The following is a 14,862-nucleotide window of genomic DNA, read 5'->3' on the forward strand; positions in this document are numbered from 1 at the left end:
AGAAATGAATCTTAAAAAAACAATCAAAGGACTGTTATACGTTTTTAGAGGTAAAAGCACTAAATTCTCTAAGGTTACTTTATGTGGTGTTCCTTTAGTTCTCATAAAAAACACAACGCGTGAAAACCCTGATCAAGATGATGCATGGTGGTTTTATCTGGCAAAACATCACAATGTTATTTATGATATTGGTTGTAATATTGGATATACAGCTTTGTTAGCATTAATTCAAGACCCTAACAAACAAATGGTATTGGTTGATCCAAATCCTGAAGCCTTACAAAAGGCAGCAACCAATATAATTAATAATGGTTTAGGAAATAGAACGCAATACATTACCGCATTTGTAGGTGATAAACTAGATGATACTATCAAGTTTTATACGATTGGATCTGGAGCTGCAGGAAGTATGTATGCCTCTCATGCAGAAACAGCTGCTTCTGTAAATTCTTTTATGGAAGTAAAAACAGTGACTCTAGATTATTTGTATTCCTTATATGGTGTTGAGCCAGATTTAGTTAAGATAGATGTAGAAGGTGCTGAAACATTAGTTATGCAAGCCGCAAAAAAACTAGCAAATAGTTCAAAATGTAGTTTTTTTATTGAGATGCACAATGTAGAAAATCTTGGTATGGAAGCAGCAGGTCAAATGATGCTAGACTGGTGTGCAGAAATGGATTATAAAGCTTGGTATCTCAAAACAGGAGAACAACTACAAACAGCTGAAACTATTAAAAACAGAGGCAAATGTCATTTGTTACTATTACCAAAAGAAAAAGATTATCCTATATACTTAAAGGGAATAGCCCAAAATAATCCGCTTCCAAAATCCATTTAATGTTGTTTCATTTTTTAAAATATCTTCAACCAACACATTATTTTCAACATTTTAAAAAAAATGGAACATCTGTTTTTCCAATCGTTGATAAGTTGCCAGAAGATCTTTTTTTAAAACTAAAACCAGATTTAAATTTTCAATCTAAAAAAGCAACTGAATATGATTTATCTTGGCAAAGCATTCAGTCAGGATATATTGGAAATGCCAAAACATATTTAAGTTTTGAAAAGTTATCAGCTCAAGATAACTATCATTTTTTACGTAAATATTTTAATACTGCCTGGGTTTATTATGTATTAATGCTGCGTTTGATGTCATTCCACAATCCAGTACGTGAAATAAGTGCTTTTTGGAAAACCAGAACTACTAAAAGAGTAGTAGAAACCATTCCTGTCATGAATAACGGCTGGGATCACTTTAATGCTAATATGATTGTTAGCGCTCCTAAGGTTAGTGTTGTTATTCCAACCTTAAACAGATACGTGTATCTTAAAGATGTTCTGGAAGATTTGGAACGACAGGACTATAAAAATTTTGAAGTCATTATTGTTGATCAATCCAGTCCATTTAAAGCAGAATTTTACAACAATTTTAATTTAAATATAAATCTTATTCGGCAAGAAGAAAAAGCACTGTGGTTAGCAAGAAATACAGCAATCAGGAATGCTAAAGGGTCACTAATCGCATTGTCTGAAGATGATGTGCGTATAAAAGCGAACTGGATCTCTTCGCATCTTAAATGCTTAGAATTTTTTGATGCTCAGGTTTCAGCAGGAGTTTTTTATCCAAAAGGGAGTGAGATTCCTACAAATCGATCTTTTTTTGCTTTAGCATCTCAATTTGCAACAGGAAATGCGATGTTATATAAAGATGTTTTTAAAAAGGTTGGGCTTTTTGACAGGCAATTTGAAAAGCAACGAATGGGAGATGGTGAATTCGGAATGCGTATCTTTTTAGAAGATATTAAAAGTGTTTCAAATCCATTTGCTTCTTGTATAGATATTAAAGCAGGAACAGGAGGTTTGCGAGAGATGGGAAGTTGGGATGCTTTTAGAACAGCTTCTTATTTTGCTCCCAGACCTATTCCAAGTGTCCTTTATTTTTTTAGAACATATTTTGGAAACAAAGCAGCAAGATTAGCTTTATTGAGAAATGTTCCATTATCAATTTTTCCATACCGATTAAAAAAGAATAAGCCTTTGTTGCTTTTAGGTGTGTTTTGCACTATTTTTTTACTGCCAGTAGTGTGTTATCAAGTTTATAAATCCTGGAGGCTATCAAGTAAAAAAATAAAAGAAGGCGCATTAATCGAAACTTTATAGTGAAACAAAAAAAACATCATATCGTTGTTGTAACATCAGAATTTCCACCACAACCAGGAGGTATTGGAAATCACGCTTATAATCTTGCCTTACATCTACACAAAACTAATCATTCGGTTGAGGTTATTGCAGATCAACGTTCTGAAGATGGAGCGGAGGAAGAGGTGTTTGATCAATCACTAGCTTTTTTTGTCAAAAGAATTAAACGTTATAACTGGCGATTTATAATGTATCTGAAGCGTATTCTTGTTACTTTTAAAAGTTTTAAAAATGCATCTGCAGTAATTGCAACAGGGAAATTTTCTCTATGGAATGTTGCATTTTGTAGCTTGTTTTTTAAAACTAAAACGATTGCAGTCGTCCATGGAAGTGAAGTGAATTTTAAGTCTTTCGTCTTAAAAAAAACTATAGATATGGCTTTAAAACGAATGGATTGCATTGTAGCAGTTTCTAATTATACCAAAAGTCTGATTCAATTAAATCGTGACATAATTGTAATTCCTAATGGTATAAATTTATCAGAATGGTCTCAAGATGTATCAGATGTAATGCATCTAAAAGGAAAACCAGTTCTCACAACCGTTGGGAGAGTCAGTTCCAGAAAAGGACAATTAAATGTAATTAAACTGTTACCAGAGATTGTTAAGCAATTTCCAGAAATACATTATCATTGTGTAGGGATTCCAACTGAAGCAGAATACTTTAGCAATATTGCAGAAGATTTAGGTGTATCAAAATATGTAACATTTCACGGAAGTGTAAATCATGATGCTTTAAAAAATATATTGAAGAATACAGATGTATTCATCATGTTGAGCACTGAAACTAAAACAGGAGACGTTGAAGGCTTTGGTATTGCTATTTTAGAAGCAAATGCATTAGGAGTTCCTGCTATAGGATCAAAAAAATGTGGGATTGAAGATGCCATTGATAATTATAAATCAGGTGTTTTGATTAATGATAATCCTGAGGAATTTAATAAGGCTTTAGAAACTATTTTGAACACGATAGAAAATTATCAAAAAGCATCAATTCTTTGGGCACAAAAGCATTCGTGGAGTAATATTGTAAATAGGTACTTAAAAGTAATACAAGATTAATGAAACTTGCAATTATATCGCATACTGAACATTATAAAACTGAGACAGGACAAATTGTAGGTTGGGGACCAACCGTTAGTGAGATTAATTATCTTTTAGATGCTTTTGATACAATTTATCACGTCGCTATGTTGCATCAAGAAAATCCACCACCAAGTGCCTTGCCATATATTTCAGATCGAGTGAAATTTGTAGCTTTAAAACCTTCAGGAGGAAGAACTCTTTACAGCAAGTGGCAAACGATACAACAAGCTCCATCAGTAATTAATACTGTGGCAAAAACTATAAAAAAAGTTGATTGTTTTCAATTGCGTACACCAACTGGGATTGCTGTATATTTAATTCCGTATTTAACAGTTTTTATAAAGAAAAAAGGGTGGTATAAATATGCTGGAAATTGGAATCAGAAAAACCCGCCTTTTGGTTATAGGTTACAACGTTTAATGCTTCTAAATCAATCTAGAAAAGTAACTATTAATGGATCTTGGGATCAACAACCTGAGCATTGTTATACTTTTGAAAACCCTTGTTTAACGGATGAAGAATTAGGAGAAGGAAAAACCGTAAGAAGTCAAAAAAGCATACTAGAATCACTGCAGTTTTGTTATGTTGGTAGATTAGAAAAGCCAAAAGGGGTTGAACGTATTATCAATGCTTTTAAACTATTGTCTGATGAGGAAAAACAACGGATTGGCTGTGTTCATATGGTTGGTGACGGGTTTGAATATAATTATTTTAGTAACTTAGCTAAAACAACAGGAGTTTTATTTAATTTTCATGGATTTTTGCCAAGACATGAGGTTTTTTCCATTTACAAACAGTCTCATGTTTTTGTCATGCCCACAACAGCTTCAGAGGGATTTCCGAAAGTGATCGCAGAAGCTATGAATTATGGTTGTTTACCAATTGTTTCAAATATTTCTTCCATTGGACATTATTTAAAACATCAAGAAAATGGATTTTTGCTGAATACAGTTACTGTAGACAATTTATTAATTGAAATTAAAAAGGTTATTAAATTAAATGAAGAAGGTTATAATACTATGATAAATAATCAGGACGAAATTCTTACAAAATTCACATTTTCTCACTATAAGAGCCGAATTCTAAGAGATATCTTAAAATAATGTGTAATTTACTCAGATGCATATTTTAGATTATTGACTTAATTTACTAGACTAAATAAAAAAAAAGATATATTTTTAGACGCAATTATTTGTATGGATAAATTCATGATTTTTAAAAAATTACGTTGGACTTTTAAAAGACATCCTTTTTTATATATTGCTCGCTTTAAGTTGTTATCGAAAAACTCTAACGTGTCTGATATTACAAATTTCACATATAATGACACGAATTCTAAAAATGATATTCCAACCTATTTCCAGAAAGTCAATAATATAATATTTGAAACAAAAAAACCCGAAGAAGACTTAGAAGTTGTTAAACACATTGCAATCTGGATGCATCGTAATATAAAAGGAGGAAGAGGTTTAAGCGAACCTTCTGAGAAAGCGCTTAAAATGATGATTAATGGTGATGGAGGCGTTTGTAGTGATATGGTTCAGGTTTTTAATAACTTTTGTATTATAAATGACATTCAAGTAAGAGAATGGGGTGTTACGCGTGCACCATTTAATAAATCTTTTGGAGGACATTCATTTAATGAGGTTTTTTGTAAAAAGCTAGATAAATGGGTGTTAATAGATGTTTCTGCGAGTATACTTTTTTATTCAAACAAAAGCGCTGAACCCTTATCTGTGATAGAATTATATCAATTTCTTCGTTCAGGAGAAACAGTTTTTTTTAAATCCTTCAATGAAAAACATGCTATTTCAAAAGCAAATGTTGAAAATAACTTTTTCAATCCTGATATAGTTCCTTTTTTAATCTGTAATTATTCTAATAAAACCTATGATTTTTTATTGAAATATTCCAGACCTTATGTTCCTATTTTTGTATCACATTTTATACTTTATGCTTTAAATAAAAGTTATTATTATAAATTTCCATTAGACAACTATAAGAACATTTTTTCTTAAATGGATTTTGCTTTTAAACTTATCTAAATAGGTTTTATTGTATTACATGTGGTAAATTTAGACCACTTTTTAATTGAAAATTTGATTGAAGTATAACTTAACATACATAGGTCTTGTCGGTATTCATATAGCCATAGGTTTTTTGATATACTTAAACAGAGATATAGCTAAAATTTATTTTTTAGTGGCTGTCGCAGTTTTCTTATTTCGTATTATTAATATTCAAAAAGAATTAAAAACCTATGAAGTGCTAAAAGCATGTGCCTATTTTGTTGGTGCCGAAGTGCTTTTTAGAATGACCAGAGGTTCGCTTTCTTATGAGGCAGGAAAGTATATTGTCATCTTTTTCTCATTACTAGGCATGGTTTACAAGGGTATCTCAGGTAAAGGATATCCTTATTTTATTTATCTGATGCTATTGGTACCTTCTATTTTTGTTGCGTCCACGACTTTGAGTTTTGATGCAAATTTTAGAACGAATATAGCATTTGTATTAAGTGGACCAGTATGTTTAGGTATAGCTGCTTTGTTTTGCTACGATAAAAAAGTAACGATTAAACAGTTAAACAACATGCTTTTATTTATGGTGTTGCCCATTATAGCCAATACCACTTATGTTTTTTTCTATACACCGAGTATAAAAGAAACTTTATCAAATACAGCTTCAAATGTAGCAGCTTCTGGTGGTTTTGGACCCAATCAGGTTTCTATAACATTAGGTCTAGGGATGTTTATTATGGTTACCCTTTTTTTTAACCAATCCAATTCATTAAAGCTTAAAATATTTAATCTGGGTATTCTCGCTCTCATATCGTATCGAGCTGTTCTAACGTTTAGTAGAGGAGGAGTTATTACTGCAATTCTTGTCATACTTGCTTTTTTGTTTTTCTATTATAGACATAGTTCTATAGTTAAAAAAAATTCCATCATGGTCCAGTTTATGGTACTAATAGTCTGCCTGATGATAACGTGGACTATCTCTTCTAATCACACTGATGGCTATATAGATTTGCGATATGCTAATAAAGACCATTTGGGGCAAAGTAAAGAAGATTTAACTACAGGTAGAGGGGATTTGTTTATGTATGAATTAAAAGGATTCATATCTAATCCTTTTTTTGGTATAGGATCAAGTCGAGCTAAAGATCAGCGAATTGAACTTGAAGGACAAGGAAATATATCACATAGTGAAGTTGGAAGATTGCTTGGGGAACATGGTATTTTTGGAATAATAATATTGCTCATCTTAATTTTTAAGCCATTATATTTTAGGTCTAATAATAAAAAGAATTATTACTTTTATGCCTTTTTAGGGTTTTGGTTCGCAACTATAAACCACGCTTCTATGCGAATTGCAGCACCTTCATTTATTTACGCTTTAGCACTTTTAAATGTGACTCATGAAAAACGTCCTATACATAGGAAACAAATTAAAGAATAAAAAATTTAATGTATCTACGATTCTTATTTTAGGGAATTTGTTAGAAAGTGAAGGTTATAATGTTTTTTATGCGTCTTCAAAAACGAATAAATTCTTTCGTTTATTAGACATGTGTGTTAGTTGTATTAAATATAAAAACACAGCAAATGTTGTATTAATAGATACCTACAGCACTCAAAATTTTTATTATGCATTGATAATTAGTCAACTGTGTAGAATTCTTAATTTAGACTATATCCCAATTCTACATGGAGGTAATCTTCCTGAGCGATTAAAAAGATCTCCTTTAATGAGTAAAATGATCTTTAAACATGCAAAATATAATGTGTCGCCTTCTGGATTTCTTAAAAACGCTTTTCAAAATTATGGGTATGCCAATATTCTGCATATTCCTAATACTATAAAAATAGATGATTACCCGTTTTTACTTAAAAAATATGATACACCAAGATTGTTATGGGTACGCTCATTTTCCAAAATCTATAATCCTGAGTTAGCAGTGAAAGTATTAAATACTCTAAGAAAAGAATATCCAGAGTCAGAATTATGCATGGTTGGTCCAGATACCGATGGCTCTCGGCAATATGTTGAAAACCTAGCAAATAGCTTAAATTTAACTGTAAAATTTACTGGTAAATTAGAAAAGAAGGATTGGATAGATTTATCTAAGAATTATAATATCTTTATAAACACAACAAATTTTGATAATACACCTGTAAGTGTCATTGAAGCAATGGCCTTAGGACTGCCTATCGTTTCAACAAATGTTGGAGGTATACCATATTTAATTGAAGATGGTGTTGACGGACTCCTAGTAGAGCCTAATCAAGTTAATGAGATGAACTCAGCTGTTGTTTCACTAATCAAGGATTTTGAAAAAAGGAAAGTATTGATTGAAAATGCCAGAAAAAAGGCTGAAAAATTTGATTGGAATCAGGTAAAATTACTTTGGATTAAAGCATTAAACGCTAATAAAGGTGATAATCTATCTTAACTTGTTATATTTATCAATAATTTGAATAAATGACCAAAAAGAAAGGCATACATTTTGAGATATCTGAACGCAAGATTCTCTTACGAATTTTTGATATTTTATTCATTTTTGGTGGATTATATCTTATTGAATTGTTCCTTGATTTTGATTATTTAATGATTAATAACCAAAACACAATAGCTCTATTTGTATTGGTTTTATATATTTCTGTTTTTGGAACTATTTTTGAAATCTACGACCTTCAAAAATCAGACAAACTGGATGTTACGTTTAGAAACATTGTAATTACAGCTTCAACAACAGTTCTGTTTTATTTGTTAACACCATTTTTTACTCCATTTCTACCTGAGAACAGATTGCAAATCCTCTACTTTTATTTAACGATAATTGTAATGTTGTTTTTGTGGCGTCTAGCATACACTACTCTAATTTCTTCTCCTCGGTTTTATAAAAAAGTACTCCTAGTTGGCGAGATTTCTAATATTGAAAATATCATTAAGCCTTTAAAAGAAACAGATCCTAACTACAAAATAATAGGATTTATTAACTGTGAAAAGGAAACAAATGCTCCTATAAAATTTAGAGGCTTAAAAGAATTCCAACCATATGAGCTTATGGATGTCATTCAAAAACATAAAATTTCTGAGATTCTTGTAGCCAGTTACGATTCAGAAACGATAACTTCTGAAATATACCACGATTTAATCAATTTATTAGAACATGGTTTTACAATTAGAGAATATACACAAGTTTATGAGGAAATTACTTATCGCGTACCTATTCAGTTTGTAGGTAAAGATTTCTATAAATATTTTCCTTTCAGTAGAAGTAATCAAAACACATTGTATTTGTTTTTTCATAGAACCTTTGATGTTTTATTTTCAATTATTGGATTGTTAATAGGTCTTGTATTAATGCCAGTTATTTTGCTCGGAAACTTAATAGCAAACAGAGGTCCTCTGTTTTACACTCAAGAACGTGTTGGTAAAAACGGAAAGATTTTTCAAATTATGAAATTACGAAGCATGATTGTAAATGCCGAACGTGATGGAGCAAAGTGGGCAGAAAAAAATGATACTAGAATTACCACTTTTGGTAGATTTCTGAGACGCTCTAGATTGGATGAAATCCCACAATTCTATAATGTGCTAAAAGGTGAAATGAGTATTATTGGCCCAAGACCAGAACGGCCTTTTTTTGTTAATGAATTGTCTAGAATTATACCTTTTTATGAAACCAGACATATAGTAAAACCTGGACTTACTGGTTGGGCTCAAGTTAAAACACGTTATGGGTCTTCTGTTGATGATAGCTTAACCAAGTTACAATACGATTTATATTATATTAAACATAGAAGTGTTTTTCTGGATTTAAATATTGTAGTCAAAACCTTAAGTACAATATTATACTATCGTGGTCAGTAGATTTAAGCTCTGTTGAAATACTTAAGGATATAAATATACCTTACAAATAAAGCCATCAGTAAAGGAATTAATGCTATAGCAAACACCTGAACACCAATAATCCAATGTAAGGTTAACAAGAAAAACATGATAATTAAAAATTTCAAATAACTTTTAAACCAGGTTTTTACCTTTGGTTTTAATAGCTGTCCAATCATAAATAGATTTAGAGGAAAAGCCCATAGCATATTGTAATTTTGTGCGGTTGCAGAATGATTGGTACCAAACCATAAAAATAGCATGAGAATACCTAATAAACCTGTCAATCCAAAAATTGCTACATCCAGCCACGTACTTCGTCGTTTGTGTTTTTTATCTGAATAAGTAACAAACAGAATTAAAACAGCTACTAGACTCATGATCATTAACGGACTTAAAATGAAGTTTGCACTGTTGTTTGGCTTCTTTTTTTTGTAGATGGTAGTTGATTTTTTTACAAAGTTTTCTGAGTGGTCTGTTTTAGTTTCTTCAAAAAAATCATGAATGTATTTAGGTAAGAACATTTGTTCGTAAGGTGTGGCTTTTCTATCAATAACAGAACCTAAAGCCATATCTATTCCAAAACTTCCCCAAGAATTTAATCCTACATGTTCATGTATGAGTTGTCTAAACGTTTGAGGTGTATAATCTTTAGGTGTTGAAAATACAATTGCATTATCAGTAGTGATTTTTGCAACATCTCTAATTTTGGTGGCACAGTTGTCATAAAAGAAATCATAGAGGTATTTTCTGTTTTCAGGTTTATAATTAGTAACTAAATAATCATAAAGTTGTTGTTTCTCTGAAGTTGATAGATTTAAAACCTGTTCTTCTATTGTTCTGTCGTAATATTGGTAGGTTTTATAAAATTGCGAAAACGAATGTTTACTAATAAGATAATTCAGTTTTCCCTGCGCAAATTTCAAATAAAAATTAGGTGTGTCAAAATCATATTCGCCATAACCATAAACCACATCCAAACCCAGTTGATTATCTTTAATCCTGAAACCATTATGTCCAAAAGCATCGTTAAGATTATCGCCAGGACCAATGGTTAAAACTGAAATTTCTGCTTGTGGTGACAACGGTCTTTGTTGTCCTAGTGTAATTATTGTCGTTAGTAAGAATAAAAAAAGTAATACGTATTGCTTCATAAGAGTGTATGCTTATCTAAAGATACTAAAATCGAGCTTTAGAGAAAACACATTGCTATACAGAGCGACACTTTGATCTCCTATATCTGTAAATGCATAATCTACATATATGCCTTTGTATTTAAAGCCTAAGCCCAGACTAGGCTGAAAGGTAAGGTTTTCAGAATTATCTAATTGTAACTCATTTTGAAAATTCCCAACACCGGCTCTTAGAAAAACCAGGTCTGTATATCCAAATTCAAACCCTAATGCAGGATTAATACTTGCGAAAGATGTTGAAATAAGATCATTATTTTGTTCAAATCTCACATTTAAATCAAAAGAAGCTAATAATGAGTAATCATAACGAAAGAAATATTTCTTCGACATTCCAATTTGTAATTTTGGAATGGTAAGCTCAGTGCTTTCAGGAACCGTTTGGTTTTGGCCTTCAATCGCATTTTGAATGTCTTCAAGTTTATCATCGTTAAAAGACCAGGCATTAAATGTTGTTGTAATGTCTCTTGCCATGATTCCAAACTTCCAATCATTATCAGACTCAAATTGAATACCAAGATCTAAACCAAATCCCCAAGAATCAGCAAAATCACCTATAATTCGCCTAACAACTTTAGCATTAACTCCATAACTTAAACCTGGAATAGGTAAATTTCTGGCATATGAAAAAGTTAGCGCATAGTCTGCTGTTGAGAATAAGCTTACACGATCATAATTAATATTTCCTTGATCATCAATTAATTGGGTAGTATCTAAAATATCATCAACACCAAAACGGATTAAGGATACTGCAATAGCACTTTTATCATCTAGTGGTTTTGCAAAAGCGATGTAGTTGTAGTTGGCAATATTAGCAAAATAGCTAGAATGCATAGCGGCTAATTGGTTGTCTTCTAATTGTACTAATCCAGCAGGATTCCAATATCCAGAATTAACATCAGATGTGTGTGAAACCACAGCATTGCTCATTCCTAAGGCAGCTGCATCAACACCAATATTTAAAAACTCATTTGAGTATTTACGAACGGTTTGCGCAGAGCCTATCAGTGTCATCAATGACAATACGATGAGTAAGTATTTTTTCAACAGCAAGATTTTTTACAAAGATGCATAATATTTTTCATCTATTAAACTGTAAAATGAGGGAGTTATTGTATGTCTTTGGTATGAATCGGATTAATAATCAAATTGTAAATATAGAAATCACGATTTTCTTCCTCTGTTAATTCAATCAATAAGTGGTTTAGTCGAAAATAGTTTGCTATTTTTACATAAATTTTGTGCATGTCTATAAAACGATTTATTCCTAATTTTATAACACTTCTTAATTTATTCTGTGGAAGTATTGCAGTCATATTCGCTGTAAATAATAATTTTGTGGCAGCTGCTATATTTGTGTTTTTAGGTATTTTCTTTGATTTTTTTGATGGTCTGTTAGCCAGAAAACTTAATGTGCAAAGTGAATTAGGAATTCAACTGGATTCTTTAGCAGACATGGTTACCAGCGGATTAGTGCCTGGAATTGTGATGTATAAATTGATATCTATGAGTATGGTGGCACCAGAAATGTTTACAAAAACAGAATGGAGTTCGACGACAACATGGGATTCAATATCTATTAGTTTTATGCCCTTAGTAGGATTGTTTATTACACTAGCATCAGCTTATCGCTTAGCTAAGTTTAACATTGATGAAGATCAACAAAGTTATTTTAAAGGTTTACCAACACCTGCGAATACCTTGCTTATTTTGTCATTACCTTTGATTATTGAATTTCAGAATAGTAGTTTTTTTAATTCACTTATTTCTAATCAATGGTTCTTAATTGGGTTAACAATTGGAAGTTGTTACATCTTAAATTCAAATATCAAACTCTTTGCTTTAAAATTCAAAAATTATAGTTTTTCAGATAATAAATTTCGATATACTTTGATTGTGTTGAGCATTTTTTTAATGATTGCTTTTCATTTTATTGCAATTCCTTTAATTATCATACTATACATTGTGCTTTCGGTACTTAAAAATGTAACCACTAAATAATTTATGTAATAGCTAACTTTATAATTCATGGCATCAGGATTTTTTGCATTATTAGATGATATTGGAGTACTTATGGACGATGTGGCTGCTATGAGTAAGATTACCACAAAAAAAACAGCTGGTATTTTAGGTGATGATTTGGCTGTTAATGCAGAGAAAGCTTCTGGTTTTGTGTCCTCCAGAGAAATTCCTGTGCTTTGGGCAATCACCAAAGGCTCAATGTTAAATAAGTTAATCATTTTACCGTTAGCATTTTTATTGAGTGCCTTTGTACCTTGGGCAGTAATTGTTATCCTCGTACTTGGTGGAGTCTATCTCGCTTATGAAGGTGCAGAAAAAATCTATGAATATGTTGTGCCACATGAACATGAAAAAGTTGTCGAATTAAAAGCTGATTTTTCTGAAGAAGAACTTTTAGCTTTAGAAAAATCTAAAATAAAATCAGCGATACTTACCGACTTTATACTTTCAGTAGAAATTATAATTATCGCTTTAGGAACTGTTGTTGGAAGAGAATTACTATTTCAGGTTTTGGTAGTGTCTATAGTTGCTGTTATTGCTACTGTTGGAGTTTACGGTATTGTTGCTCTTATTGTTAGGATGGATGATTTAGGGTTTCGGTTAATTAAAATGAGCAAAGACAAGAAAGGTGTGTCTTATACTATCGGAAATATCTTAGTAAAAGCTTTACCTAAAATAATTAAGAGTTTATCTGTCATAGGAACGATTGCTTTACTATTAGTTTCTGGTGGAATATTTGTACATAACTTAGAGTTTTTACATCATTTTTTAGAAGCGCTACCATCTATACTTAGAGATTTTATTGTAGGATTGCTAGTAGGTGCTGTTGCTCTTATAGTGGTTAAATTTATAAAAAAGATGATTCGTTTTTTTAAAAAATAAAATACATAAACTAAGTGTTTGTGTATTTTAGCAGGAACTGTGCTCGATACTTTAGAGTTTATATGGGTTTTAAGTAGCTGTAAATCAAATTGTTTTAAGGGTTGAAGATCATTTCGAAATTTATTAAACTGCTGTTATAAGATAAAATTAATTGATGAAAGTAAGAATTCTGAACACATATAACACACCGCTTTTTTAGATGACTCAAATACAGTTTTTTGTCAAAGATGTTAAGCGTATGCTTGGTAAACGTAAAATAAGAATTTTACATGTCTGGTTAAAGCGTTCTTTTTGGGGAATTTTACTCTATAGGTTAGAGCGTAGTTTTTTTTTAGTTTTTGGTAAGGCTTATGGAATTATTAGAGTTCCATTTATACCAATTTTCAATATATTACAATCTTATTCTAATATTGAAATTCATTATAAAGCTAATATAAAAGGAGGCTTATCTGTATTACATCCTTCAGTAGGATGCGTAATTTCATGGCGAACGAATATTGGAGAAAATTTGACCTTAACTGGAGGGAATATTATTGGGATTAAAACAGAACATAGTAAAGATAAATTTATAATAGGTAATAATTGTACATTTGGAGCTAATGCTACTGTAGTTGGTCCTTTGCAGCTTGGAAACGATATTATTATTGGTGCATCTGCTTGTGTAACTGAAAGTTGTTTGACAGATGGTAGTATTTTAATGGGAGTTCCTGCGAAAGTTTATAACAAAACGAACAGAGTGTAGCTTATTTTTAAAGTTGCTATGTTTTGTTTGTTATGGCTGTTTAAAATTCTAATTTCTTCTTGCGCAACTCAAAGTTCTGACCTAAATATACTTTTCGAACCATTTCATCATCGGCTAATTCTTCAGGTTTACCAGCTTTTAATATACTTCCTTCAAACATTAAATATGTACGGTCTGTAATCGCTAAAGTTTCTTGTACATTGTGGTCGGTAATTAAGATGCCAATATTCTTTTTTGTCAGTTGCGCTATAATTCTCTGAATATCTTCAACAGCCACAGGATCAACACCAGCAAAAGGTTCATCTAACAAAATAAAATCCGGATCAGTAGCAAGAGCTCTGGCAATTTCGGTACGACGACGTTCGCCTCCAGATAATAAATCACCTCTGTTTTTACGAATATGGCCCAAACTGAATTCCTCAATTAAAGACTCCATCTTATCTTCCTGTGCTTTTTTACTGAGTTTGGTCATTTGTAAGACACTCAGAATGTTATCTTCAATACTTAACTTTCTAAATACAGAAGCTTCTTGTGCTAGATATCCAATACCATTTTGAGCACGCTTATACATAGGAAACGATGTGATTTCAGTATCATCAAGAAAAATATTGCCACCATTAGGTTTGATAAGTCCAACAATCATATAGAAAGATGTCGTTTTACCAGCACCATTTGGTCCAAGTAAACCTACAATTTCACCTTGGTTGACTTCTAATGATACATCCTTAACGACTTTTCTTCCGCTGTAGGATTTCATTAAATTTTCGGCTCTTAATTTTTTCATAGTTGCTAAAATAATAAATTAACCAGGAGTTGCTTTTTGTTTATTATAAGTTTAACGCATGCT

At 31.4% G+C, this 14,862-nt stretch carries 14 protein-coding genes; 11 read left to right on the top strand and 3 right to left on the bottom strand.

Annotation, left to right across the window (positions count from 1 at the left end):
• The first annotated feature begins 4 nt into the window (after nt 1-4).
• The 8 genes from ACRHNM_RS09180 (at nt 5) to ACRHNM_RS09215 (ending at nt 9,161) form a co-directional block, all read left to right on the top strand.
• Nucleotides 5-838, top strand: a complete 834-nt coding sequence (locus tag ACRHNM_RS09180; protein WP_431135844.1) for an FkbM family methyltransferase — start codon at nt 5-7, stop codon at nt 836-838.
• Nucleotides 838-2,160 (top strand): glycosyltransferase family 2 protein, encoded by a 1,323-nt coding sequence (locus ACRHNM_RS09185; RefSeq protein ID WP_431135845.1) that lies wholly within the window; start codon nt 838-840, stop codon nt 2,158-2,160. Before ACRHNM_RS09180 ends, ACRHNM_RS09185 begins: the two co-directional genes overlap by 1 nt.
• Complete coding sequence (locus tag ACRHNM_RS09190) at nt 2,160-3,260, top strand: glycosyltransferase family 4 protein (RefSeq protein ID WP_431135847.1); 1,101 nt, start codon at nt 2,160-2,162, stop codon at nt 3,258-3,260. Before ACRHNM_RS09185 ends, ACRHNM_RS09190 begins: the two co-directional genes overlap by 1 nt.
• Nucleotides 3,260-4,387 carry a glycosyltransferase gene (locus ACRHNM_RS09195; RefSeq protein WP_431135849.1) on the top strand — a complete coding sequence of 376 codons (1,128 nt, stop codon included), beginning with the start codon at nt 3,260-3,262 and terminating at the stop codon, nt 4,385-4,387. The genes ACRHNM_RS09190 and ACRHNM_RS09195 overlap by 1 nt, the downstream gene beginning before the upstream one ends.
• Before the next feature lie 105 nt (nt 4,388-4,492).
• Nucleotides 4,493-5,302: a transglutaminase domain-containing protein gene (locus ACRHNM_RS09200; RefSeq protein WP_431135851.1), complete on the top strand. Its 810-nt coding sequence runs from the start codon at nt 4,493-4,495 to the stop codon at nt 5,300-5,302.
• 85 nt (nt 5,303-5,387) lie between these two features.
• Nucleotides 5,388-6,743 carry an O-antigen ligase family protein gene (locus tag ACRHNM_RS09205; protein ID WP_431135853.1) on the top strand — a complete coding sequence of 452 codons (1,356 nt, stop codon included), beginning with the start codon at nt 5,388-5,390 and terminating at the stop codon, nt 6,741-6,743.
• The gene (locus tag ACRHNM_RS09210; RefSeq protein WP_431135854.1) at nt 6,703-7,737 is read left to right on the top strand and encodes a glycosyltransferase family 4 protein; all 1,035 of its coding nucleotides are present in this window, start codon (nt 6,703-6,705) and stop codon (nt 7,735-7,737) included. The genes ACRHNM_RS09205 and ACRHNM_RS09210 overlap by 41 nt, the downstream gene beginning before the upstream one ends.
• Before the next feature lie 29 nt (nt 7,738-7,766).
• A complete protein-coding gene (locus tag ACRHNM_RS09215; RefSeq protein WP_431135856.1) occupies nt 7,767-9,161 on the top strand; it encodes a sugar transferase in 1,395 nt (464 codons plus the stop codon).
• 2 nt (nt 9,162-9,163) lie between these two features.
• On the opposite strand, the gene ACRHNM_RS09220 is transcribed toward ACRHNM_RS09215, so the two are convergent.
• Nucleotides 9,164-10,333 carry a DUF4105 domain-containing protein gene (locus ACRHNM_RS09220; protein ID WP_431135858.1) on the bottom strand — a complete coding sequence of 390 codons (1,170 nt, stop codon included), beginning with the start codon at nt 10,331-10,333 and terminating at the stop codon, nt 9,164-9,166.
• 12 nt (nt 10,334-10,345) lie between these two features.
• Nucleotides 10,346-11,416: a PorV/PorQ family protein gene (locus ACRHNM_RS09225; RefSeq protein ID WP_431135860.1), complete on the bottom strand. Its 1,071-nt coding sequence runs from the start codon at nt 11,414-11,416 to the stop codon at nt 10,346-10,348.
• Between the two features lie 198 nt (nt 11,417-11,614).
• On the opposite strand from ACRHNM_RS09225, the gene ACRHNM_RS09230 reads away from it, so the two are divergent.
• The 3 genes from ACRHNM_RS09230 to ACRHNM_RS09240 all read left to right on the top strand — a co-directional run bounded on the left by ACRHNM_RS09230 (nt 11,615) and on the right by ACRHNM_RS09240 (nt 14,015).
• Nucleotides 11,615-12,370 (top strand): CDP-alcohol phosphatidyltransferase family protein, encoded by a 756-nt coding sequence (locus ACRHNM_RS09230; protein WP_431135862.1) that lies wholly within the window; start codon nt 11,615-11,617, stop codon nt 12,368-12,370.
• Nucleotides 12,371-12,397: 27 nt separating this feature from the next.
• Entirely contained in the window at nt 12,398-13,273 is an 876-nt protein-coding gene (locus ACRHNM_RS09235; RefSeq protein WP_431135864.1) for a DUF808 domain-containing protein, read from the top strand.
• 199 nt (nt 13,274-13,472) lie between these two features.
• Complete coding sequence (locus tag ACRHNM_RS09240) at nt 13,473-14,015, top strand: serine acetyltransferase (RefSeq protein WP_431135865.1); 543 nt, start codon at nt 13,473-13,475, stop codon at nt 14,013-14,015.
• Between the two features lie 40 nt (nt 14,016-14,055).
• Here ACRHNM_RS09240 and lptB read toward each other — a convergent pair whose 3' ends face one another.
• Nucleotides 14,056-14,799 carry an LPS export ABC transporter ATP-binding protein gene (lptB, locus tag ACRHNM_RS09245; protein ID WP_431135867.1) on the bottom strand — a complete coding sequence of 248 codons (744 nt, stop codon included), beginning with the start codon at nt 14,797-14,799 and terminating at the stop codon, nt 14,056-14,058.
• Between the last annotated feature and the right edge of the window lie 63 nt (nt 14,800-14,862).

It is taken from the genome of Psychroserpens mesophilus (assembly GCF_050617655.1).
Taxonomy (GTDB): Bacteria; Bacteroidota; Bacteroidia; order Flavobacteriales; family Flavobacteriaceae; genus Psychroserpens; species Psychroserpens mesophilus_A.